Here is a 22,668-nt window from a genome sequence, read left to right on the forward strand (position 1 = left end):
AGCTTCGGCCGGGCTTGCCGCCACGACCACCCTGCATCAGCGGCACTGCCGCAATTGCTCGCGTCCCGCGGGCGTCAGCTCGCCGAGCTGCGCCCGCATCAGGAGTTCGGCACATTCGCCGGAGGTCCGCCCTCTCGACGCTGCTCCGGGAGCCACTTCCACCGGACGGGGGGCTGCGCCTGGCAGTGCGATGGGCTGCGTCGATCGATTGGGCGATAGAGCCCCCGGGGCGCCGAGCCGGGCCGCCAGCGCCTGCTCGACCGTCCGGCGCTCGTCGGCGAGGCGCTGCTTTTCCGTTTCGATCGCTGCGAGTTCGGATTCCCGGCGGGCGAGCTCGTCGGCGAGGCGCGCCCGTTCCGCCTTGTCCTGGGCGCGCGGCGCGGGCGGGGCGGGAGCAGCCGCGACAGGGGCCGAGCCCGGAGCCGGCACAGGTGGAGGGACGCCGACCGCACCGCCGATATCCGTGCGTGCGAGCTCGTCGGCCGCCTGCCGCCGGCCTTGCTCCGCCCGTTCGAGGCGCTGGAGCAGGGCGCGCTCGCGTTCGGCGAATTCGCGTACGAGCCTGTCGCGCTCGCTCGAGACGGAGGAGCGGCGTTCGAGCAGGTCGAGCCGCGTGCGGGCGTCGATGACGAAGAAGCTCTGGGGATAGCGCCGGATGAAGGCCTGCAGCGCCGTGGCGTCGTCGCTGGCGCGGATACGGCGCCAGACATCGGCATCCGTCTCCTCGCGGTTGAGGTAGAAATCGCCGAGCAGGGACAGCGAGAGTTCCGGCGTCTGCCTGCCGGCGGTCGTGTCGTAGACGCTCTTCTGCACGCGGCGGAACAGCGTCGCGACTTCCAACCCGGGCTGGTCGATCTCGCGCACCAGAGCGGCGGTGAAGGGGCTGTTGCGGCCCGCGCCGTCGGCGGCGACGTCATTCGCCTGCGTGGCATAGGCGATGACCATGCCCTGTGCGCGCTGGACAGGGGCAAGGCCGGAGCCGACCGAGAAGCCGCGCGTCGCCTGCCGCTTGGCAAGCAAGCCGACGAAGGGGTTGTTGCGGCAGGCGTCGAGCACCATGATCTTGACGCCCTTCGCGTAGTTCAGGGCGGTGACGACGTCGTTGAGCCGGGTCGTCTCGTACTGGACGCCGACCTCGTCCTCGATCTTCGCCTCGACCGGAACGAGATAGTTCTCGCCGTTGAACTGGAAGCCGTGGCCGGCGAAATAGAACATCGCAGCGTCCGCATCCTGCGCGATCCGGGCGAAGCGTGTCAGCGCCGCATCCATGCCGCGCTTGTCGAGATCGATGCCATCGACCACCTCGAAGCCGACCTTGCGCAGGGCGACGACCATGTCGCGGGCGTCGTTCACCGTGTTCGGCAGGACCGGGGCGTTGCGGTAGCTGGAATTGCCGATGACCAGCGCGACGCGGCGCTCGGGCGGCGTCTCGGCCAGGGCAAGGCCGGACAGCAGCACGAGGAACAGGCCGCAGAGGCGCGCGACGAGGGTCATGGCTCACGTTCCTAAAGGCTGCCGGCAGCCTCTGCGTCATGCTAATGCATGATCCCGGCCACCTCCAGAACAATGCATGATCCTCACCGAAACGGGATGGCGTTCTGCTTGAAGGCGCCAGTCGGCGCTGGTAGCCTTCGCCTCATCTTCTCGCGGAAGGAAGATGCTGATGCTTCGCCTTACGCAGGCGTTTCTGCTGGCGGTTCTTGCCGTGGCGATCCCATTCGCCGAGGCCTCGGCACAGGAGCGCGCCCGGCAGCGCAGCCCGGCCCCGGCAACCGCCCGTCTTTCCTTCGTCGGGCTCGCCGACAAGGCGCAGGTCCCCGCCAAGCTCACGGTGCGTTTCGCGATCTCCGGCATGGAGGTCCTTCCCGCCGGCCAAGCGGCACGCAATGCCGGGCATCACCACCTGCTGATCGATACCGAATTGCCGCCGCTCGACCAGCCGATCCCCAGCGACTTCAACCATATCCATTTCGGCGGCGGCCAGACCGAGGCCGAGATCGCGCTGACGCCAGGCAGGCACACGCTGCAACTGCTCTTCGCCGACCACAACCATGTGCCGCATGATCCGCCGATCGTGTCGGAGCGGATCACGGTGGAGGTTCCGGCGACGGCCGCCGAGAAGCCGCGTTCCGCCGCGGCGCCCGGCGCGCGCGTCTTCTTCATCGACCTGCAGGATGGCGCCACCATCCCAAGCCGCGCCAAGATCCGCTTCGGCACGGAGGGCATCACCGTGACGCCGGCCGGGACGACCAGCGCGAATGGCGGCCACCACCATCTCCTCGTCGATACCGAGCTGCCGGCGCTCGACCGCGAGATTCCCAGCGACTTCAACCACCTGCATTTCGGGCGCGGGCAGACCGAGGTCGAGCTCTCGCTGCCGCCCGGCGAGCACACGCTGCAATTGCTGCTGGGCGATCACGAACATGTGCCGCACGACCCGCCCGTGGTCTCGCCGCGTATCCGGGTCCGCGTCGTCGCCGATGGTCAAACCGCCGTTGCCGCATCGCCGTCGCCGCACGCTCACGGCGCGGGCAGGGCCCGCACGGCGTCGCCCAACGATGCCGCCGTCTATTTCGTCTATCCTCGGGACGGCGACCGGATCTATCCGACCTCGACGATCCGTTTCGGCCTGCGCAACATGGGCGTGGCGCCGGCTGGCGTCGCCAAGCCGAATACCGGGCATCACCATCTGCTGGTCGATACCGAGCCGCCCTCTTTCGGCGAGCCGATCCCGGCCGATCTCAACCATATCCATCTCGGCGGCGGCCAGACCGAATACAAGCTGACGCTTCCGAATGGGCGACACACGCTGCAACTCCTGCTCGCCGACGAGAACCATGTGCCACATGATCCGCCGGTGATTTCGGAGCGCATCACGGTGATCGTGGCGCCGGGCGGTCCGCATGCGAGGAGGCGCCGGTGATGTCGCAAGCCCGCATCGCAGCAGCCGGTCTTTTCGCTCTGATGGCCTGGCAGGGCACCGCCCCGGAGGCTGCGGCGCAGGCGCCGACGCGCCAGCCGGCGCCAGCTGGAGCGCAGGTCTATTTCCACTATCCGATCGATGGCCTGAGCGTGCCTGAGCGCTTCACCGTGCGCATCGGCCTGCGCGGCATGGGCGTCGCGCCGGCCGGCATCAACCATGCGCGGACCGGGCATCACCACCTGCTGATCGATACCGATCCCGGCCCGCCGGACCAGCCGGTTCCATCCGACTACAACAACATTCATCTCGGCAACGGTCAGACCGAGGTGGTGGTGACGCTGCCCAAGGGCCGGCATACGCTGCAATTGCTGCTCGGCGACCACATGCATATCCCGCACAATCCGCCTGTGATGTCGCCGAAGATCACGGTCAATGTCCGCTAGTCGCGAGGGGTGTGTCTGTCGATGATCTGGTTGCGCGTCCTGTTTGCCGCTCTCCTGCTGCCGATGCTGGCTGCTTCCGGCTTCGCCCAGCAGCCGGGGGACGCTGCGCGTGTCGCCCTCGTCATCGCCAACGAGGCCTACCCGGAGGCGCCGATCGGTGGCGCCGCCCAGCAGGGGCGCGCTGTCGCCGAAGCCCTGAGCGCCGGGGGCTTCGATGTCGTCGCCGTTGAGAATGCCGACCGCAACGCGATGCGACAGGCGATCGCCGGCTTCGCGAGCAAGCTCAGGCGCGGCGCGCAGGTCGTGGTGTTCTTTAGCGGCCACGCCATCCAGCAGCGAAACCGCAATTTCCTGCTGTCGACGCAGAACGGCACAGAGGGGGCTGTCGATCTCGACGAGATTATCGATCCGCTGATCGTCGCTCGGCCGGCTGGCGCCTTGCTGTTCCTCAATGCCGGGCGCGACAATCCCTGGCAGGGCAAGGCGAGGGGGCTGCTCCCGCTCGAACCGATGGAAGGCATCGCCGTGCTGTTCCCGTCGGCGCCGGGCAAGGCTCTGCCAAATGGCCCCGACCGCGCCGTCGATGCCTGGCTGAAGGCGATCCGGACGCCGGGGCTGGAAATGGAGCAGGCGCTGAAGCAGGTGCGGGACACGGTCGCGCGCGAGAGCCGGCGCAGCCAGCAGGTCTGGCTCTCGGCGGAGCCATTGAAAGGGCTCGTCGTCACACCCGTCGTCCGGCCGGTCGCCGTGGCGCAGGGCAGCCGCGCCGTCATTCCGCCACCCCAGACGCCGGGCGTGACTCAGGACGCCGCCTATGATCTCGCCTTCTGGGAATCGATCCGCAACAGCCGCAATGCCGCGGAGTACCGGGCCTATCTCGACGCTTATCCGAATGGGCGTTTCGCCTCGCTCGCCCGCACGCGCGAGCAGGAGTACCGCGCCAGCCCGGCCGCGCCTGCCCCCACTGCTGTCGCGGTCGCGACGCCGCCGGCAGCGTCCCAGCCGGCCGCCGGTGTGCCGCAGCGGGATTGCGCGGGCTGCCCCGAGCTGGTCGCGATCCCCGCCGGCAGCTTCCAGATGGGCTCGAACGATTTCTACGAGTTCGAGAAGCCGGTACATCCGGTGACGATCCGCGGCTTCTATCTCGGCGCGCGGGAGGTGACTTTCGAGGAATGGGATCTCTGCATCGACCAGGGCGGCTGCAATTACCGGCCGGACGATCGTGGCCTCGGCCGCGGCAAACGGCCGGTCACCGACATCCACTGGAACGATGCCAATGCCTATCTCGCCTGGCTCTCGGCGCGCACCGGCAAGCCCTATCGCCTGCCGACCGAGAGCGAGTGGGAATACGCGGCGCGCGCCGGCACGGTGACGACCTATCCCTGGGGCCAGACCCTGGTGAAGGAGCGCGCCAACTGCCTCGGCTGCAACGACCAGAAACGCGGCAGCGCTGTCGCGGCCGGCCAGTTCCCGGCCAATGCTTTCGGGCTCTACGACATGGCCGGCAATGCGGCCGAATGGGTCGCCGATTGCTGGAGCGAGAATTATCGCAGCGCGCCTCGCGATGGCAGCGCCTATACCGTCGGCGGCTGCCGCGAGCGAGTGCTGCGCGGCGGCTCCTTCAATAACGATCCGCGCTATCTGCGTTCGGCCGCGCGCTTCAAATACGAGGCCGACGTGCGCTTCTATACCAACGGATTCCGTGTCGCACGCGACCGGTAGCGTTGCCGGTCTGCCTGAAATCGCAGGGGCGGCATGCGTGCCGCCCGCCTTGAAGCTCGGCCCTTCCCACCGGCAATAAGGACCGGGAATCAATCAGGAAGGGGAGGCCCGCATGGCCAAGGAATTCACCGGCAAGCGCGTGATTGTGATGGGCGGCAGCCGTGGCATCGGCCGCTCGATCGCGCTCGGCTTCGCCGCGGGCGGGGCGGCGGTCTCGATCTGCGCACGAGGCGCCGGGCCGCTTGAGGCGACGCGCAAGGAGATCGAGGCAATCGGCGTCACGGCGCATGCGGCCAGTGTCGATCTTGCCGATGCCGACCAGATCGCAACCTATGTGCCGGAGGCCGTGAAGGCGCTGGGCGGGCTCGATATCCTCGTCAACAACGCTTCCGGCTTTGGCCAGACCGATGACGAGGATGGCTGGGCCGCCTCGCTCAGCGTCGACATGATGGCCGTGGTGCGCGGCAGCCATGCGGCCATTCCGCATCTCCAGCCGGGGTCGTCGATCGTCAACATCTCGTCGATCTCGGCGTTGCGGGCGTCCTCGCGCTCGGCGCCCTACGGCGCGATCAAGGCGGCGGTGATGCACTATACCGGCAGCCAGGCGAAGATGCTGGCGCGCAAGGGCATCCGGGTGAACTGCGTCGCGCCGGGCTCGATCGAGTTCCCCGGCGGCTCCTGGGAGAACCGCAAGACCTCCAATCCCGAGCTCTACAACGCGACGCTGGCGTCCATCGCTTTCGGGCGGATGGGGAGGCCTGAGGAGGTCGCCAAGGTCGTGCTCTTCCTCGCCTCGGCCAAGGCGAGCTGGGTCACCGGCCAGAGCATCGTCGTCGATGGCGGGCAGCTCGTCGGGCCGTAAGCCTGATCGGAGCCGCCGGGCCTCGGCTGGAACAGCTCAGGCGCCGGCGGCGGCCGCCTTCTCGTTGGCGTGATCCTGCCCTTCGAAGCTCGCCATCGCGGCGGCGACGCCGCCGCTGCGATGCGGCACGCCGGCCGCCGACAGGCCGAGCTCGACCCCGGAGAGCGCGCCGAGCAGGCTGAGCTCGTTGCATTCGCCGAGATGGCCGATGCGGAAGACCTTGCCGGCGACCTTGCCGAGGCCCGAGCCGAGCGAGATGTTGTATCTCTCCAGCGCGATCTTGCGGAAGCGGTCGGCATCATGGCTCGGCGGCATCAGAACGGCGGTGAGGACCGGTGATTGCTCGGCCGGGTTCTGGCAGAGCACCTCGAGCCCCCACGCCTTGACCGCGGCGCGGCAGGCCGTGGCAAGACGGTTGTGCCGGGCGAAGACGTGGTCGAGCCCTTCCTCTTGCAGCATCGCGAGCGCTTCCTTGAGCCCGTAGAGCAGGTTCGTCGCGGGCGTATAGGGGAAGAAGCCGGTGGCGTTGATCTTCACCATCTCCTGCCAGTCCCAATAGGAGCGCGGTAGTGCGTTGGTCTTCGACGCCGCGAGCGCTTTCTCCGAGATGGCGTTGAAGCCGAGGCCGGGCGGCAGCATCAGGCCCTTCTGCGAGCCGGAGACGGTGACGTCGACCTGCCATTCGTCGTGGCGGTAATCGACCGAGGCGAGCGAGGAGATGGTGTCGACCATGAACAGGGCCGGATGGCCGGCGGCATCGATCGCCTTGCGGATCTCGGGGATGCGGCTGGTCGCGCCGGTCGAGGTCTCGTTATGGACGACCATGACGGCCTTGATCTTGCGCCCCTTGTCCTCGGCGAGCTTCGCTTCGATCGCGGCCGGGTCGGCGCCATGGCGCCAGTCGCCGGGGATGAACTCGACTTCGATGCCGAAGCGCGTGGCAATCTGCTTCCAGAGCGTGGCGAAATGGCCAGTCTCGGCCATCAGCACGGTATCGCCGGGGGAGAGCGTGTTGACGATCGCCGCCTCCCAGGCGCCGGTGCCCGAGGAGGGATAGATCACGACCGGCTGCTTCGTCTTGAAGATCGCCTTGCTGCCTTCCAGGACGTGCCTGCCCAGCGCGGCGAATTCGGCGCTGCGGTGGTCGATGATCGGCATCGCGATCGCGCGCAGGATACGGTCCGGGATCGGGCTCGGGCCGGGAATGTGCAGAAAGTGACGACCCTGCATGATGCTGTTGTCCTTGTTCGGCATTCGGCCTGCGGCAAGCGATGCGCCGTCGCCGGCTTCATCTTGCCTTCGCTTTTTTGAAGATCAAACACCGGAATCCTCCCCGACCGTGCCGGGCTGCCATGCGTGAACGGTCACGTCGAGACCCTTGTCGAGCTGGCCCTAGTCCTGCTCTTCTGGGGGCGGTGTGCGCCCTGATCGCGGCTCTGCTTGGGCGTGACACCCTGAAACGGCCGAGGCTGCGGAATGAACCAGACGGCACTTTCCCGATCGCATAGCCGCAATCTCGGCTTCGAGCGCCGGCTCGCTCAGGCTTTGGAGGGTGACGTCCGCTTCGATGCCTTTACCCGCGGCCGCTATGCGACTGATGCCTCGATCTACCAGATACTGCCGCAGGGCGTGGCCTTTCCGAAGAGCGAGGCTGATATCGCTGCGGCGCTGACGATCGCGGCCGAGCATGGCGTGCCGGTGATCGCGCGCGGCGGCGGAACCTCGCAGAACGGCCAGCCGATCGGCGACGGGCTGGTGCTCGACCTGAGCCGGCATTTCAACGCGATCCGCGACTACGACCCGCAGGCGCGCACCGTCTCGGTTGCGCCCGGCCTCGTGCTGGAGGCGCTGAACACCCGGCTGCGCAAGGACGGGCTGTTCTTCCCGGTCGAGCCTTCGACGGCGAGCCGTTGCACGATCGGCGGCATGGCCGGCAACAACTCGTCGGGCGCGCGCTCGCTGCGCTACGGCAAGATGGTCGACAATGTCCTCGCGCTGAAGGCGATGTTCCATGATGGCGAGCCCTTCGCGCTGGGCGAGGGCGCCATCAGCGACAATGCCTCGCCGCGCGCCCGTGACCTGATGACGGGGATGCTGGCGCTGGCCGGGGAGCATCGTGAGGCGATCGAGGCGACTTTTCCCAAGGTGCAGCGGCGCGTCGGCGGCTACAATCTCGACGAACTGATCATGCCGCGGCCGAACCTGTCGCATCTTCTCGTCGGCTCGGAAGGCACGCTCGCGATCACGACGGAAGCGACGCTGAAGCTCTCGCCGCTGCCGCAGCACCGCGTCATGGGCGTCTGCCATTTCCCGAACTTCCGCGCGGCGATGGAGACGACCCGGCATATCGTCGCGCTCGGCCCGGTCGCGGTCGAGCTCGTCGACAACAATGTCTTGGTGCTTGGCGCCGATATCCCGCTCTTCGTGCGCACGCTCGCCGACATCACCAGGGGCCAGCCGAACTGCCTGCTGCTGGTCGAGTTCGCCGGCGACGATCTCGCCGATCTCAAGCGCGATCTGAAGCGGCTCGACCAGTGTATGGCCGATTTCGGCTTCCCCGATGCGGTGGTGGAGGTGATCGAGCCCACCCGGCAGAAGCCGGTTTGGGATGTCCGCGAGGCCTGCCTCAACATCATGATGTCGATGAAGGGCGACGGGAAACCGGTCTCCTTCATCGAGGACTGCGCGGTGCCGCTGGAGCATCTCGCGGATTACACCGATGCGGTGACGGCGCTGTTCGAGAGGCGCGGCACGCGCGGTACCTGGTATGCGCATGCCTCAGTCGGCTGCCTGCATGTGCGCCCGATCCTGAACATGAAGACCGACGCCGGCGTCAAGGCGATGCGCGGCATCGCCGAGGAGGCCTGCGAACTCGTCCGCCGCTTCAAGGGCTCGTTCTCGGGCGAGCATGGCGACGGCATCTCGCGCTCGGATTTCGTCGAGCCGATGTTCGGCGCGCCGCTGACCCGCGCCTTCGAGGCGGTCAAGGACGGGTTCGATCCCGACAACCGCCTGAACCCCGGCAAGATCGTCCGCCCCTATCACATGGACGATCGCGACCTGATGCGCTTCGCGCCGGGCTATGCCACGCCGGTACCCGCGCGAACGGCGCTCGACTGGTCCGACTGGGGCGGCTTCGGTGGCGCGGTCGAGATGTGCAACAACAACGGTACCTGCCGGAAGATGACTGGGGGCACGATGTGCCCGTCCTGGCGCGCGACGCAGGACGAACAGCATGTGACGCGGGGCCGGGCCAACACGCTCAGGCTCGCGATTTCCGGGCAGCTCGGCCCCGACGCCTTCACCTCGCCGGAGATGAAGGAGACGCTCGATCTCTGCGTCTCCTGCAAGGGTTGCAAGCGCGACTGCCCGACCGGCGTCGACATGGCCCGGATGAAGGTCGAGTTCCTGCATCATTACCACGCCAAGCACGGCCTGCCGCTGAAGGAGCGCCTGATTGCCTTCCTGCCGCGCTATGCGCCTTTTGCTGCCAAGCTCGCGCCGCTGATGAATCTGCGCGACCGCATTCCGGCGCTGGCAAAGCTGAGCGAACGCTGGCTTGGCTTCTCGGTGCGGCGCTCGCTCCCGGTCTGGCGCAAGCCCTGGCGGGAGGCGGCTGCGCCATCGGATGTCTCGGCCGTGCGGGGCGACGGCCGCGACATCGTGCTCTTCGGCGATACCTTCAATCGCTATTTCGAGCGCGAGAACCTTGAGGCTGCGCAGCGCGTGCTGGAGGCGGGCGGCTACCGCCTGCACCGTGTCGTCGCGAAGGACGGAGGCCGGCCGCTATGCTGTGGGCGCACTTTCCTCTCGGCCGGGCTGGTCGAGGAGGCACGGGCGGAGGCAAGGCGGACGGTCGATGCGCTTGCGCCTTTCGTCGCGAAGGGCGTGCGCATCGTCGGGCTCGAACCGTCCTGCCTGATGAGTTTTCGCGACGAGTTTGCGGCGCTGTTGCCCAAGGCCGAGGTCGAGCCTTTGGCCAAGGCCGCGCTGCTGATCGAGGAGTTGCTGGCGGTCGACATGGCGGCGGGCAGGACCAGCTTGCCGCTGCACGATCAGGGCGGGCGCGTCGCGCATTTGCACGGGCACTGCCATCAGAAGGCGTTCGACGCGATGGGGGCTGTCGAGAAGACGCTGCGGGCGGTGCCGGGCCTGGAGGTCAAGCCGATCGAGTCGAGCTGCTGCGGCATGTCCGGCGCCTTCGGCTACGGCGCGGCGACGATCGACGTCTCGCTGGCGATGGGCGAACTCTCGCTGCTGCCGGCCGTGCGCAAGGCCGGTCCGAGCGATCTCGTCGTTGCCGACGGCACGAGCTGCCGCCACCAGATCCATGATGGCGCGCAGCGCGAGGCGCTGCATGTCGTGCGGGTGCTGGATTCGGCGCTCAGGCCATGAAGAAGGCGGCTGCCATCCCGAGCCCGGTGAGCGTGATGAAGATGCGCAGCGCCAGCATATTGGAGATACGCCGCGCCAGATGGGCTCCGACGAAGCCGCCAAGTGCGCAGGACACGCCAAGCACAAGCGCCGAGCGCCAGTCGATCAGCCCTGCGACGGAATAGGTCGCGACGGAGACCGCCGAGAGGATCGCCGACATCAGGCTCTTCAGCCCGTTCATCTCATGCAGGTTGGTGAGGCCGACGAAACCGAAGGCCGCGAGCAGCATGATGCCGAGGCCGCCGTTGAAATAGCCGCCATAGATCGAGACGGCCAATAGCAGCAGCAGGGCCGGCAGCTTCGGCAGGCCACCGCCATTGCGCAGCACGCGGCGCACCAGGGCAGGGCCGGCGGCGAAGATCGAGGTCGCGGCAAGCAGCAGCCAGGGCACCAGCGTCGAGAAGGTTTCCTTCGGCGTGACCAGAAGCAGCAGCGCGCCCAGCAATCCGCCCAGCGCTGCCATCGCGATCGTCCAGGCAAGGCTGATCGGGCCGCTCGCTCGGATATCCTTCCGGAAGCCCCAGGCGCCGCCAACATAGCCGGGGAGTGCGGCCAGGGTCGCCGTGGCGTTCGCCATGATCGGCGGCACGCCGATCCAGACCAGGGCGGGGAAGGACAGGAACGTGCCGCCGCCGGCGACGGCGTTCAGCGCTCCGGCAGCCAGGCCGGCGACGACCAGAACGATGTTCGATTCCATGAGATCTCCTTCGGACCGCGGCTGGATTGCCGAAATCGGAAAGGTCTGCAAATTGGTCTGTTCGACAGCGGCGGACCGATCACCCCATGCCAAGACAGAACAAGGCCGCGATCCTCGCGCGTCTCCGGGCGATGCTCGAAGCGCGGGACATGACACCCGGCCGGCAGTTGCCCGACGAGCGCGCACTGTCGGCTGCGCTGGGATGTTCGCGCCAGACGCTGCGGCAGGCGCTGTTCACGCTCGAAAGCGAAGGGGCGATCTGGCGCCATGTCGGGCAGGGGACTTTCGTTGGCCCCCGACCGGACGGCCACCCGATCCGGGAGGCCGTGCTGCTGCAGGCGACATCGCCTTTGCAGCTCATGCAGGCGCGCCTGATCATCGAGCCGCCGATCGCGGCCGAGGCGGCACGGGTGGCGACGCCGGCCGATCTCGATCGTCTGAGGCATATCGTGGCGGAGGGCAGGCGCGCCCGCTCGCGCGCCGAATGCGAACGGCATGATGCGGCCTTCCATCGTGCCGTCGCGGAGATCGCACGCAACCCGATCCTGCTCGGCCTGCTCGACTATCTCGCGGGCGCGCGCCGCCGCGCGGCCTGGCAGCAGCAATGGGACCGGACCTATCGCCGGATCGGGGCGTCGGAATTCACCGGCCTTCACTGCGACCAGCACGCGGTCGTCGTCGAAGCGATGGCCGGTCAAAACCATGCCCGGAGCGAAGACGCCATGCGCCGCCATCTTCAGGTCATCGCGCAAGCGATCGCGGCGAGCGTCTAGCTCCGTAATTTGAGCTGCCGCAACGACAACCTCTGGCGATCGGCCGATCGTCACGCGAAAATGCGGAGGTGGCCATGCATATCGCCGAAGCCGTTCGCCAATGGTGGCGAGGTCAATCTCTCCTGAGGGCGTTCGAGGACCTCGACCAAACGACGGTCGCCGAACTGGCGCGGGATAATGCCCTCCCGGAGGCCGATCTCCGTCGGATCGCCTCCCGCACCGACACCGATTCCGCTCTGGTCCGCCGGCTGCTCCAGCGGGTCGGCGTCGATCCGGACGGCCTGGCCCGCAATCAGGCGGGCGTCATGCGGGACATGGCGGTCGTCTGCGCGGGATGCGCGATGACGCGCCGCTGCCGGCGCGATCTGGATCGGCATGAGGGGCCGCTGCCGCATGGGCGCTATTGCCCCAACGCGGAAACCATCGAGGCCCTGCATCAGGGCTCGCGGCCGGCGTCGTGATGCCGGCCGCCTTGCAACGGCCCGACGGCGTCAGGCCGCGCCGACGCCGCCGAAGACCATGCGGCCGCGATGGAAGGTCGCGCTGCGCTCCGGCAGACGGGCCACCGCCTCGGCCGAGCAGCTCACTGGCACCAGCGTGAAATCGGCGGCATCGCCCGCCTTGGGCCAGGCCCGCTCACCCTTGTCGGTGAGCGGCAGCACGCCGCCGGTCGCGATCGCCAGCGCGCGGGACAGGCGGAACTCGTCGCTGCCACGATAGAGCTGCGCGTAGAGATTGGCCTTTTCGAGCATGTCGGCACGGCCGAAGGGCGACCAGTGGTCGGTGACGCTGTCGGTGCCGGTCATCACGAACACGCCCTTGGCGCTCAGTTGCGGCAGCGGCATCGTCGAGGCGCCGAGCGGCACCGTCGAGGCGACGCTCATGCCCTGCGCGGCCATGCGCGTGGCGGCTTCGTCGAGGGCGCCCGGCGACATCGTGGCGAGCGCGAAGCCGTGGCTGATCGTGACCTTGTTGCGCAGCGCCGGGTTCTTCTCCACGGTCGCGATCATGTACTGGATCGCCGCGACGCCGGCCGGGCTCGACTCGTGCAGGTGGATGTCGACGCCGGTGCCGGTGTCGAGCGCGATCTGGAACATCGCGTCGAGCGACTTCTCCATGGCGCCGTCGACATTGGTCGGGTCGAGCCCGCCGACATAGGCGACGCCCATGCTCATCGCCTCGCGCATCAGCTTGTCGACCTTCGAGAGCAGCAGGCCGTGCTGCGGGAAGGCGACGATCTCGCAGGTGAAATCGGCGCGATGCTTCTCCAGCGCGCGCTTCAGGTTTTCGAGGCTCTTCAACCCGCTGACCGGGTCGATATTGCAGTGACTGCGGGCAACCGTGGTGCCCTTGGAATGCAGCAGGGCGATGAGCTGCTCGGCATGCGCCTGCGAATCCGGCAGCAATTGCGGGATCAGCTTCTCCTCGCGGGCGATCATGTCGAGGATGGTCTTGCCCTGCCGCGGCAGCGGCGCCTGCCAGGGGCGGCCATAGAAGGTCTTGTCGAGATGGATGTGCATGTCGCGCATCGCGGGCAGGGCGAGCTGGCCGTGGGCCTGATAGCTCGGCACGCCCGCCGGCAGCGCGGCGCCGGCGGCATGGATCGCGGCGATCCTGCCGGCCTTGATCTCCAGGGTGTGGAGCCCCGAGCGCGTGCCCGTGACGACATCGCCGTCATAGACGAAGCCCTCTTCGAGCCGGACATCCGTCAGGAGATAGTGCGGCTCGGTCGGGATGCGCTTGCTCGCCTCGGCCGCAGGCTTGGCGGAAGCGGACTTGGCTGCGGCCGGCTGTGCCCTCGCGGCCCCGCCCGGCAATCCCGCCATCACGGCGCAGGCGGTGGCGAGGCCACCCGTCCGGCCGATGAACGAACGCCTGCTCTGATGATGTGCCAGTTCCATGGTCGCCGCCTCCTTGTGATTGTTGCGGACGCCATAAGCGTGATGCCGGCGATTTGGCAGCGATATTTGGCAATGCCGGCGATTGCGGCCGGCAATGCTGCCGCCACGGCCTAGGTTTCCAGCCGGCAGAAAGCGGCGAGCCGCTCGGCCAGGATCGCGGTCGAGACCGGTGCATCGTCGCGGTGATAGAGCGCGAGCTCGAAATCGGTGATCTCGGCAAGTCCTTCGGCGGCGCCGAGGACCCTGTGACCGGGCAGGCGGCACCCGGCGGGCAGGAGGGTCATGCCGAGCCCGGCCGCGGAGGCTGCGGCCAACGCCGCCAGGCTGCCGCTGCAATAGCCGATGCGCCAGCGCATGCCGAGCCCGTCGACGGCCTGGCACAGCTCGTCGCGATAGAGCCCGCCGAGCGGGAACATCGCCAGCGAGACCGGGGCGCGCTCGATCGCCGGATGCGCCAGGCTGTCGAGCCAGAGCAGGGGTTCGCGCCGGGCGGCGCGCGGCGGCTGGCCGCGCCGCTGCTTGACCAGCACGAGGTCGAGCTCCTCGCGCTCATAGGCCGCGCGCAGATCGGCGCTCAACCCGCTGCTGACGTCGAGCCTGAGATGCGGGTGCTCCCGGCTGAATTCGGCGAGCAGATCGATGGTCGGCACCGCGAAATCCTCGGGCATGCCCAGCCGCAGCACGCCGTCCCGCCAGGCGCCGGTCAGGGCATCATGGGCCTCTTCGTTGAGGGCGATGATGCGCCGCGCATAGCTCAGCAGCCGCTCGCCCTCCTCGGTGAGCTGGACCTGATGCGAGGAGCGCTCCAGCAGCGGGCAGCCCAGCAGGTCCTCAAGGCGCTTGACCTGCAGGCTGACGGTGGATTGGGAGAGCGAGACCCGATCGGCCCCGCGCGTGAAGCTCAGGGTCTCGCAGACCGCGACGAAGCTGATCAGCACCTGCGGATTGAACATCGGATAGCGATTCATGCGCTCGTCGCTCCGGGATGCACGTGTCGCGATCCCCGTGATTATCGCGACATGCGTCGCCGCCGCAATGAACGCGTGTGGCGACACATCTGAAGCGGACCTCGCGGCTAGGTGTTCCAATCGATCGTGGCGCGCCCGCTGGTGAGATCGGTCACCAGCCGTGCGACGTCATCGGCTTCGGCCTTCGAAACGGAGACCGACAGCACCGCGCCTGCATCGGTGAAGGCCTGATCGCTGATCGTTACGCCGGGCAGGGCGCCAAGCCGCGCGCCGACAAGAGCCAGATCGCTGAAGCCGCAGGTGATGGCTGCCGGAACCGTCTCGATGAGCTGCGTCTTCGCCGCTTCGCGCAGGCACTGGGCGGCGCTGCCGCCATAGGCCCGGACCAAGCCGCCGCTGCCCAGCAGGACGCCGCCGAACCAGCGCGTGACGACGACGACGACGCGATCGAGCCCTTGCCCGTCTATGGCCGCGAGGATCGGCTTGCCGGCGGTGCCGCTCGGCTCGCCGTCATCGTTGAAACGATAGCTCTGGCCGAAGCGCCAGGCCCAGCAATTGTGATTGGCCGCAGCATCCGACTGCGCGGCGACGAAGTCCCTGGCCGCCGCCTCGTCGGCAACGGGCCCGGCAACCGCGATGAAGCGGCTCTTCTTGATTTCCTGCCGGATTGACGAGACCCCGACGAGGGTAAGGCGCGCGACCATGCGTCCCTGTAACATGCTCTGCTCGAAGAGGAACCGGGTTAAAAGCTCAAGGAAACGTCCGGGATGACTGGCAGCGCAGGCCGGGCGCCCATAGAACATGTCTGGCCTGACCGCGGAGAATCGCGTCTGCTGGTCTGACGCCAGACGGAAACGGCCGACCCATGACGCTCGCCCTGCTCAGACGCGCGCTTGAACCGATGACGGTGACGGCCATCGCCGGCTCGCCTGAAACGGATGTGCTGGTGGCACAGATCCGTTCGGAGCCGTATCGTGGCGCGCTCACGGTGCTTTCGGATGGGGATGTTCCCGCAGCGCTGCCGCCCTCCGATCTCCTCATCGCTCCGGCAGCGGCCGCGGAGCAGGTACTGGCGGCTGCGGCAGGGCACGATTGTGCCGGGCTGCTCGTGCCGGACGGGACGGCCGCCGATGCCGGGTGCCTGCGGCGCGCGGCGCGAGCCGCCGGCGTGCGCCTGCTCGGACCGTCCTCGCTCGGCCTCGCCGCGCCGCGCCTCGGCCTCAATGCGACCGCCGTCCCCGTGCATCTCGCTGCCGGTTCGCTCGCTCTCGTCGCACAGTCCAATTCCGTGGCGGCCGGCATCCTGGCCTGGGCTGGCAGGCGCGGGATCGGCTTCGCCGGTGCCGTGGTCCTCGGCGAAGGGGCCGATGTCGATATCGCCGATTGCCTGGATCATTTCGGCGCCGATCCCTCGACCCGGACGATTCTGCTGGCGATCGACGACGTCACCGATGCCGCGCGCTTTCTCTCCTCGGCGCGCGCTGCGGCGCGGCTGAAGCCGGTGCTGGTCCTGAAGCCGCCGCATTACGAGCCGCCCTGGCCGGCCCTGACGCATTCGGCCCTGATCGTCACCGGCGACGCCGCGCATGATGCCGCCTTCCACCGGGCCGGGCTGCTGCGGGTCAGCGATCTCGACGAGCTCTTCGCGGCGGCCGAGACGCTGGGGCGTGCACGCGCGGCCGATGCCGGCCGGCTGGCGATCGTCAGCAATGGCGAAGGGCTTGCGGCATTGGCCGCGGCGCGGCTGCGGCAGGCGGGCGGTATGGATCGGCAGCTCCGGGAGCCGGCGATCGTCCGGACGGCGCGGGATTATCGCGAAGCGGTCGCTCGCCTGCTGGGCGAGAGCGATGTCGATGCCGTCCTAGCGCTCAATGCCCCGCTCGCGCCGGACGATGCCGCCGATTGCGCGCGCGCCCTGGCCGAGGCCCGCGCGGCCTCGCCGGGACCCAAGCCGGTGCTCGCGGTCTGGGTCGGCGGCGGCGAGGAGATGGCGGGGATTTTCGCGGCGGCCGGCATTCCGTCTTTCGTGACGGAGCAGGATGCGATTGTCGGTTTCCAGCACCTGACGCGGCATGCCCGCCTGCTCAAGGAGCTGATGGCGACGCCGTCCGTGCTCGACGAAGGCGATCAGCCGGACATCGCGGCTGCCGCCGTTCTGGTCGAGCGGGCGATCGCGCAAGGCCGAGCCTGGCTCGAGCCCGACGAGGTTGCACAGCTGCTCGCCCTGTTCCGGATTCCGGCGCTCGGCCTCGTCATCGCGGGAAACGCCGCCGAAGCCGCCACTGCCGCCAGGGCACAGTTCGCGGCCGGCCGCACCGTCGCCCTCAAGATCGTCTCGCCCGATGTCGCGCATAAATCGGATGTCGGCGGCGTCGAGCTCGATCTCGCCAATGAGGAGGCCGTGCGGGAAGCCGCCGGCCGGATGACCGAGCGCCTGCGGCAGCAGCGTCCCGAGGCGCGGTTGACGGGTTTCATGGTGCAGCCGATGGCGCATCGCGCCAAGGCTCGCGAACTGATCGCCGGCTTTTCCGTCGACCCGCGCTTCGGCCCGGTCATCGTCTTCGGCCGCGGGGGGACGGCGGCCGAACTCATCGCCGACACGCATGTGGCGCTGCCGCCGCTCGATCTCGCCTCGGCCGAGAGCCTGATCGCCCGGACGCGGGTTTCCCGCATCCTTGCCGCCTATCGTGACGTCCCAGCCGCCGACCGGCGCGCCATCGCCGCCGTCCTGGTGGCGCTCGGCAACATCGCCTCGGCGCTGCCGCAGATCCGCGCGATGGATCTCAATCCGATCCTCGCCGATGCGAACGGCGTCGTCACGGTCGATGCGCGCGTCGTGCTGGAACCGGACCCGGCACGGCGGCGCCGGCCGGCGATCCGGCCCTATCCCGGCAGCTGGAGCTCGCAGCTCGTGCTCGGTGAGCGGCGCTTCTTCATCCGCCCGATGAAGCCGGAGGATGAGCTGCTGATCGGCGCGATGCTGGCCCGGGTCACGGCGGAAGACCTGCGCTTGCGCTTCTTCGCGCCGCTGAAATCGTTCAGCCACGCCTTTCTCGCTCGCCTGACCCAGCTCGACTATGCGCGGGAGATGGCCTTCATCGCCATCGAGGAGGGCAGCGGGGACGCGGCGGGCGCCGTTCGCCTGCATGCCGATCCCGGCCATGTCGAGGCCGAATATGCGATCCTGCTGCGCTCCGACCTGAAAGGCATCGGGCTTGGCCGTGCGCTCATGGAGCTGATCATCGACTGGGCCAAGGCCGAGGAGCTGCAGCGCGTCCATAGCCAGGTCCTGGCCGAGAACGGGCCGATGCTCGCGCTCTGCCGCGATCTCGGCTTCGAGATCACGCTCGATCCCGACGATGTTTCCGTCAAGCGCGTCGCGCTCGACTTGAGCGCGACTGGCAGCAAACGGCCCGCAAAGCGCCGGCCGCGGCGCGGATAGCGTGACGACCTTTGCGATGCGGGCCAGCCGGAATGCCGGCCGGCCCGCGCCGGTAGCCCGTTTCTATGACAGGCTGTTGGGACGCTGCGTGACCAGCGCGCCGACGGCGTCGGCGGTGGCCGCCGACAAGGTCCAGCCGAGATGGCCGTGGCCGGTGTTGTAGAACACCCGCGGATTTCGGCCGTGCATGACGCGTGGAACCATATCCGGCATCATCGGCCTCAAGCCGGCCCAGGGGATGACCTGGCGCGTGCTCATCTTCGGGAAATGCTGGCGACACCAGGCGATCAAGGGTTCGACGCGCGCGGCCCGGATATCCTTGTTGTAGCCGTTGAACTCCGCCGTTCCGGCGACGCGGAAGCGCGACGCTCCCAGGCGGCTGGTGACGATCTTGGCCTGATCGTCGAGCAGGCTCGTCCAGGGAGCGGCGTCCTGGTCGGCCTTTTCCGGCAGTTCCACCGTGATGGAATAGCCCTTCACCGGATAGACGTTCATCCGATCGCCGGCCTTCGCGGCGAGCTGGCGCGAGCCGACACCGCCGCAGATCACGATCGAATCGAAGGTCGCGACCTGCGCCTCCCGCGCGCGCGGTTCCGCTGCGGACAGGCTGAAGCCGATCTCGACCGAGCGCGTCCCGGGCGTGATCGAGAGGACATCGACGCCGAACCGCATCTCGGCGCCCAGCCGCTCGCAGGCACGCGACAGGCCGGCCGTGAATTTGTGGATGTCGCCGGTGAAGTCCGAAGGGGTATAGAACCCGCCATGGAAGTCGCCATGCAGGGCGGGCTCGATCGACCGGATTTCCTGCGGAGTCACCGCCTTCCGCTCCAGCCCGGCCTTGGCCAGGAGCGAGGTCACCCGCGCGGCGGCCTCGAAATCCTTCCTGCCGCGATAGACGTGCAGGATTCCGCGCTCCTCGCAGTCGAAGTCGATGCCTTCCGCCGCCGCGATCGTTCGCAGGTGGTGCCGTGCCTCCATCGCCAGGCGGGCGGTCGTGATGGTGTTTTCCTCGTAGCGCGGGATGGCGGCAACGAATTCGGCCATCCAGGAGAGCTTGTGCCATCCCGGCCGCGGGCTGACGAGCAGCGGCGCGCCCGGCGTGAACATCCATTTGATGCCCTTCAGCATCGTCGCCCAGCTGTTCCAGACCTCGGCATTCGAGGCGGAGAGCTGGCCGCCATTGGCGAAGGAGGTCTCCATCGCGGCATAGGGATGCCGCTCGAACACGGTGACATGGCAGCCGCGTTTGAGAAGGTTGTAGGCGGTGGTGATGCCGGTGATCCCGGCGCCGATCACGGCGATGTTGAGGTTTTCTATCGACAAGAAGGCGCTCCTTCCGCAGTCCCTGCGGAGATGGCGCCCCCTCTGTCATTGGCCTGAGAGCTTCGCCGGCGCTCATCATCGAGCGGCAGACTTACACCGTCGGCGGGAGCGACTGCTCCGCTTTTCAGAGTTTCAATTCGGGTGCGGTTCTTTTGCCTGAGAGTTTCCGGGGCGGTTGCTCCGTCGGCGCCTTCTCGGATGACCCGAGACGATCTCTCCCGCGAATTCCTATGGTCGTCACACGGTGCTGGGTTCGTCAGCTTCAGGAGCGTGTCCTTCCTGACGCCGGCCGTTCCCTGGTTCTCCTCGATCGGGTCGGAAGGCCGGGCAGGGCCGGCCTCCGCACTTCAGCATCAAGGCTTCGCGCCCGCTCCCGCAATCCGATCGAGGAACCGATCGGCATGAGGTTGCCAGAACGCGCGGCCTTCCGCCGTCGGGAACAATCTGTGCCCGTCTTCGCCGAAGGAGTCCAGAAGGTGATATTCCGCATCCCCGCCGGCCGAGCGATAGGCCTGCGCCATGCGGGCGGTCAGGACGCTGTCGAAGAAGCGATCGTTGCGGGTATAGATCCACAAGGTCGGGATATTCGACGAGCGGCCGAAGGTCGCTGCGGCATCGACCAGGCTGTCCGGCGAACAATTCTGATTCGGCTTGCCGCCGGCATAGCCGCCGCGGCCGCCGGCGAAATTAATGATCGCCCGCACGCCGGCCGGAGCCCGGCTCGCCGCGGCCAGCGAACCCCAGCCGCCGGCCGACTGGCCGACCAGCAAGATGTCGTTTGACTGGACCGTATCGAGGGTCGCGAAATAGCGGGCGACGTTCTGGATGTCGTCCGCGGTCGCCAGCCCGCCGCCGACGTAATCGGGCTTGCTGCAGGGGCCATAGGCCTCGACCCAGACGCCGCCGCGCGCACCGTAGCCACGGCGCAGCGGCAGCACGACCATGTAGCCGCGGGACAGCAGCCAGTCCGTGCCTGCCCGGTATTCGGGAGGTGCCATCGTCTTGCGCGCGGCGGCGTTTGCTGGCGAACCGTGGCTGACGACCGCGAGCGGGAAGGGGCCGGGACCGGGCGGAACGAAGACGCGGGCCGGCAGCAGGATGTCGATGCCTTCGGCGTCCTTGCCCACGGGGACGAACCAGGCCTGCTCACCGGAACGCTCGGTGTCGGTGGAGAGACGCCCCGGCCGCGGGTATTCGACAGCCTCCCAGGGATTGGTGGGCGCTGCCTGCGCCGATGGAGCCAGGCCCAGCGCCAGCACCGAGGCGGCAGCGGCATATTTCAGCGGAATGATCCAATCGCTGGCGGAGACGATGCCCGATGCGAAGAGAGACATATTCGTATTCCACCTCTGTTGATTTTATTAAAAGAAGTAGTTTTACGAATTCGAGTCAAGTGATATTGCGTTTCATCAAGGTAATTTTGACCGTATCTGTGATGTATTCAAAAAAGTATTTTGATTATGCATTTAAAGCATAATCTTATGCTTGATGATTTCGGCGATTAACAACATTCTTCTTCCAACAATATCGCGATCGAAGCGACCTCGATGTCGATTTCGATCCGCTTGGGAGGGATATCCGACATGTTGATCCGATTTGCCCGCGCCGCTCTGGCGGGCTCGCTCCTGCTCGGCTGTGCCGTGACATCGGGGCAGGCCGCGACGCCCAAGGACGTGTTCGTCATGGCGAGCGACCTTACGACCTTCATCACCTTCGACCCGGCCGCGGCCAACGAGTCGTTTCCCAATGAATTGCTGCGGCAGATGTGCACGCCGCTGCTGTCGCTCGACCATCAGGATCCGTCGAAGGTGGTCGCGGGCATCGCCGAGACATGGTCGAGCTCCCCGGACGGGAAGACATGGACCTTCTCCATCCGGCGCGGCATGGTCTTCGCCTCGGGCAAGCCGGTAACGTCGTCGAGCGTCGCCTGGTCGATGCGCCGGTCGATGAAGCTGAACCTCGTCACCGCCAGCCTGATGCGCGACTGGGGGTTGAATTCGCCGGACCAGATCGCGACGCCGGACGACCATACGCTCGTCATTACCCTGACGAAGGATCTCGCCCCGTCGATCACGCCTTTCGCCTTCACCAATCACCGCCTCGGAGCGGCGCTCGACCGCGACACGGTGATGGCGAATGAGAAGGACGGCGATCTCGGTGCCGGCTGGCTGAACACCAATGTCGCTTGCTACGGCCCCTACCGCCTGAACACGCTGCGCGCCCAGGAAGTCGTGATCCTGGAGGCCTATCCGAAATTCTGGAGTGGGGCGCCGACGATGAAGCGGATCATCGTGCGGCATGTGCCGGAACCGGGCGCGCAGCGGCTGCTGCTCGAGAAGAACGACATCGACTACGCCAAGTCGGTGGAAGCCTCGTCGCTGGCGGCCATGGTCGCCAATCCTGACTTGCGCTTCCAGTTCAAGCCGCGGCTCGACAGCGTCTATCTCGCGCTCAACCAGAAGGACCCGGTCCTCACCAATCCGAAGGTCATCGAGGCCTTCCGCTACCTGATCGACTATCAGGGCCTGAGCGAGACGGTGCAGAAGGGGCGCGCCGAAATCCGGCAGAGCTTCGTGCCCGCCGGCGTGTTCGGGGCGCTGCCGAAAGGCGAGAACCCCTATCGGCTCGACATCGCCAAGGCGAAGTCCCTGCTCGCCGAAGCCGGTTATGGCGACGGGTTCAAGAAGACCATCCTGACGATGACGAACTACCCGTTCCCGGATCTGGCGCAGAACCTGCAGCAGAATGCCGCGAAGGCCGGCGTCACGCTGGAGGTCCGGACCATGGCGACGGCGCAGCTCTACACGCTGATGCGCAGCCGCGACTTCCAGATGCTGATGGCGGTCTACGATTACGATTATCCTGACGCCAACGATATGGCCCTGCGGATGGCGTACAACCCCGACAACAGCGACGCTGCGAAGGCGACCAACTTCCTCGCCTGGCGTGCGGCCTGGGCGCCCAGCACCTGGTTCAAGGAACAGGTCGAGACCGCCCAGCGCGAGCGCGATCCGGCCAAGCGCCTGGCGCTCTATGCCGAGCTGCAGCGCCGCCACATGCAGGAATCGCCGATCATCGGCATCTTCCAGCGGCTGGGCGCGATGGCCCTGCACAAGCGGGTCAAGCGCTTCGACTACAACGGCGCCGAGATCTTCTACGACACGATCCAGAAGGACTGAG

17 protein-coding genes and 1 riboswitch are annotated in these 22,668 nt (G+C 67.7%); of the genes, 9 read left to right on the forward strand and 8 right to left on the reverse strand.

What is annotated here, in order from left to right:
- Positions 1 to 36: 36 nt before the first annotated feature.
- Complete coding sequence (locus AC6RIC_RS03930) at positions 37 to 1,494, reverse strand: caspase family protein (protein WP_499735178.1); 1,458 nt, start codon at positions 1,492 to 1,494, stop codon at positions 37 to 39.
- A 169-nt stretch (positions 1,495 to 1,663) separates the two neighbouring features.
- On the opposite strand from AC6RIC_RS03930, the gene AC6RIC_RS03935 reads away from it, so the two are divergent.
- From AC6RIC_RS03935 to AC6RIC_RS03950, 4 genes are all read left to right on the forward strand, one after another.
- Positions 1,664 to 2,923 carry a DUF4399 domain-containing protein gene (locus tag AC6RIC_RS03935; RefSeq protein ID WP_499735179.1) on the forward strand — a complete coding sequence of 420 codons (1,260 nt, stop codon included), beginning with the start codon at positions 1,664 to 1,666 and terminating at the stop codon, positions 2,921 to 2,923.
- Positions 2,923 to 3,366: a DUF4399 domain-containing protein gene (locus AC6RIC_RS03940; protein WP_499735180.1), complete on the forward strand. Its 444-nt coding sequence runs from the start codon at positions 2,923 to 2,925 to the stop codon at positions 3,364 to 3,366. Before AC6RIC_RS03935 ends, AC6RIC_RS03940 begins: the two co-directional genes overlap by 1 nt.
- A 21-nt stretch (positions 3,367 to 3,387) precedes the next feature.
- Entirely contained in the window at positions 3,388 to 5,088 is a 1,701-nt protein-coding gene (locus AC6RIC_RS03945) for an SUMF1/EgtB/PvdO family nonheme iron enzyme (RefSeq protein ID WP_499735181.1), read from the forward strand.
- Between the two features lie 112 nt (positions 5,089 to 5,200).
- Positions 5,201 to 5,950, forward strand: coding sequence for an SDR family NAD(P)-dependent oxidoreductase (locus AC6RIC_RS03950; RefSeq protein WP_499735182.1), 750 nt, complete (start codon positions 5,201 to 5,203; stop codon positions 5,948 to 5,950).
- A gap of 36 nt (positions 5,951 to 5,986) precedes the next feature.
- Here AC6RIC_RS03950 and AC6RIC_RS03955 read toward each other — a convergent pair whose 3' ends face one another.
- Positions 5,987 to 7,180 (reverse strand): pyridoxal-phosphate-dependent aminotransferase family protein, encoded by a 1,194-nt coding sequence (locus AC6RIC_RS03955; RefSeq protein ID WP_499735183.1) that lies wholly within the window; start codon positions 7,178 to 7,180, stop codon positions 5,987 to 5,989.
- A 246-nt stretch (positions 7,181 to 7,426) separates the two neighbouring features.
- On the opposite strand from AC6RIC_RS03955, the gene AC6RIC_RS03960 reads away from it, so the two are divergent.
- On the forward strand, positions 7,427 to 10,345 hold the full coding sequence (locus tag AC6RIC_RS03960; RefSeq protein WP_499735184.1) for an FAD-binding and (Fe-S)-binding domain-containing protein: 2,919 nt from the start codon (positions 7,427 to 7,429) through the stop codon (positions 10,343 to 10,345).
- Here the strand turns inward: AC6RIC_RS03960 and AC6RIC_RS03965 are convergent.
- The gene (locus AC6RIC_RS03965; RefSeq protein WP_499735185.1) at positions 10,335 to 11,081 is read right to left on the reverse strand and encodes a sulfite exporter TauE/SafE family protein; all 747 of its coding nucleotides are present in this window, start codon (positions 11,079 to 11,081) and stop codon (positions 10,335 to 10,337) included. The two genes, AC6RIC_RS03960 and AC6RIC_RS03965, sit on opposite strands and share 11 nt — an antisense overlap.
- An 86-nt stretch (positions 11,082 to 11,167) precedes the next feature.
- Here AC6RIC_RS03965 and AC6RIC_RS03970 point away from each other — a divergent pair, with 86 nt between their 5' ends.
- Together AC6RIC_RS03970 and AC6RIC_RS03975 are read left to right on the forward strand one after the other, a co-directional pair.
- Positions 11,168 to 11,854 (forward strand): FadR/GntR family transcriptional regulator, encoded by a 687-nt coding sequence (locus AC6RIC_RS03970; protein ID WP_499735186.1) that lies wholly within the window; start codon positions 11,168 to 11,170, stop codon positions 11,852 to 11,854.
- Positions 11,855 to 11,928: 74 nt separating this feature from the next.
- On the forward strand, positions 11,929 to 12,315 hold the full coding sequence (locus AC6RIC_RS03975) for a DUF6455 family protein (RefSeq protein ID WP_499735187.1): 387 nt from the start codon (positions 11,929 to 11,931) through the stop codon (positions 12,313 to 12,315).
- A gap of 30 nt (positions 12,316 to 12,345) precedes the next feature.
- Here AC6RIC_RS03975 and AC6RIC_RS03980 read toward each other — a convergent pair whose 3' ends face one another.
- From AC6RIC_RS03980 to AC6RIC_RS03990, 3 genes are all read right to left on the reverse strand, one after another.
- Positions 12,346 to 13,755, reverse strand: coding sequence for an amidohydrolase family protein (locus AC6RIC_RS03980; RefSeq protein WP_499735188.1), 1,410 nt, complete (start codon positions 13,753 to 13,755; stop codon positions 12,346 to 12,348).
- A gap of 110 nt (positions 13,756 to 13,865) precedes the next feature.
- On the reverse strand, positions 13,866 to 14,723 hold the full coding sequence (locus tag AC6RIC_RS03985; protein WP_499735189.1) for a LysR family transcriptional regulator: 858 nt from the start codon (positions 14,721 to 14,723) through the stop codon (positions 13,866 to 13,868).
- Between the two features lie 107 nt (positions 14,724 to 14,830).
- Positions 14,831 to 15,442, reverse strand: coding sequence for an IMPACT family protein (locus AC6RIC_RS03990; RefSeq protein WP_454654896.1), 612 nt, complete (start codon positions 15,440 to 15,442; stop codon positions 14,831 to 14,833).
- Between the two features lie 146 nt (positions 15,443 to 15,588).
- Between AC6RIC_RS03990 and AC6RIC_RS03995 the strand changes: the two genes are divergently transcribed.
- On the forward strand, positions 15,589 to 18,165 hold the full coding sequence (locus AC6RIC_RS03995; protein ID WP_499735190.1) for a bifunctional acetate--CoA ligase family protein/GNAT family N-acetyltransferase: 2,577 nt from the start codon (positions 15,589 to 15,591) through the stop codon (positions 18,163 to 18,165).
- Between the two features lie 63 nt (positions 18,166 to 18,228).
- Here the strand turns inward: AC6RIC_RS03995 and AC6RIC_RS04000 are convergent, their stop codons facing one another.
- Positions 18,229 to 19,488, reverse strand: a complete 1,260-nt coding sequence (locus tag AC6RIC_RS04000) for a D-amino acid dehydrogenase (RefSeq protein ID WP_499735191.1) — start codon at positions 19,486 to 19,488, stop codon at positions 18,229 to 18,231.
- A gap of 134 nt (positions 19,489 to 19,622) precedes the next feature.
- Positions 19,623 to 19,719: riboswitch (glycine riboswitch) on the reverse strand.
- A gap of 122 nt (positions 19,720 to 19,841) precedes the next feature.
- Entirely contained in the window at positions 19,842 to 20,822 is a 981-nt protein-coding gene (locus tag AC6RIC_RS04005) for an alpha/beta hydrolase family protein (RefSeq protein WP_499735192.1), read from the reverse strand.
- A 249-nt stretch (positions 20,823 to 21,071) separates the two neighbouring features.
- Between AC6RIC_RS04005 and AC6RIC_RS04010 the strand changes: the two genes are divergently transcribed.
- Positions 21,072 to 22,667, forward strand: coding sequence for an ABC transporter substrate-binding protein (locus tag AC6RIC_RS04010; RefSeq protein ID WP_499735193.1), 1,596 nt, complete (start codon positions 21,072 to 21,074; stop codon positions 22,665 to 22,667).
- Position 22,668 lies beyond the last annotated feature (1 nt).

The sequence above is a fragment of the Allobosea sp. TBD101 genome, from assembly GCF_059817965.1.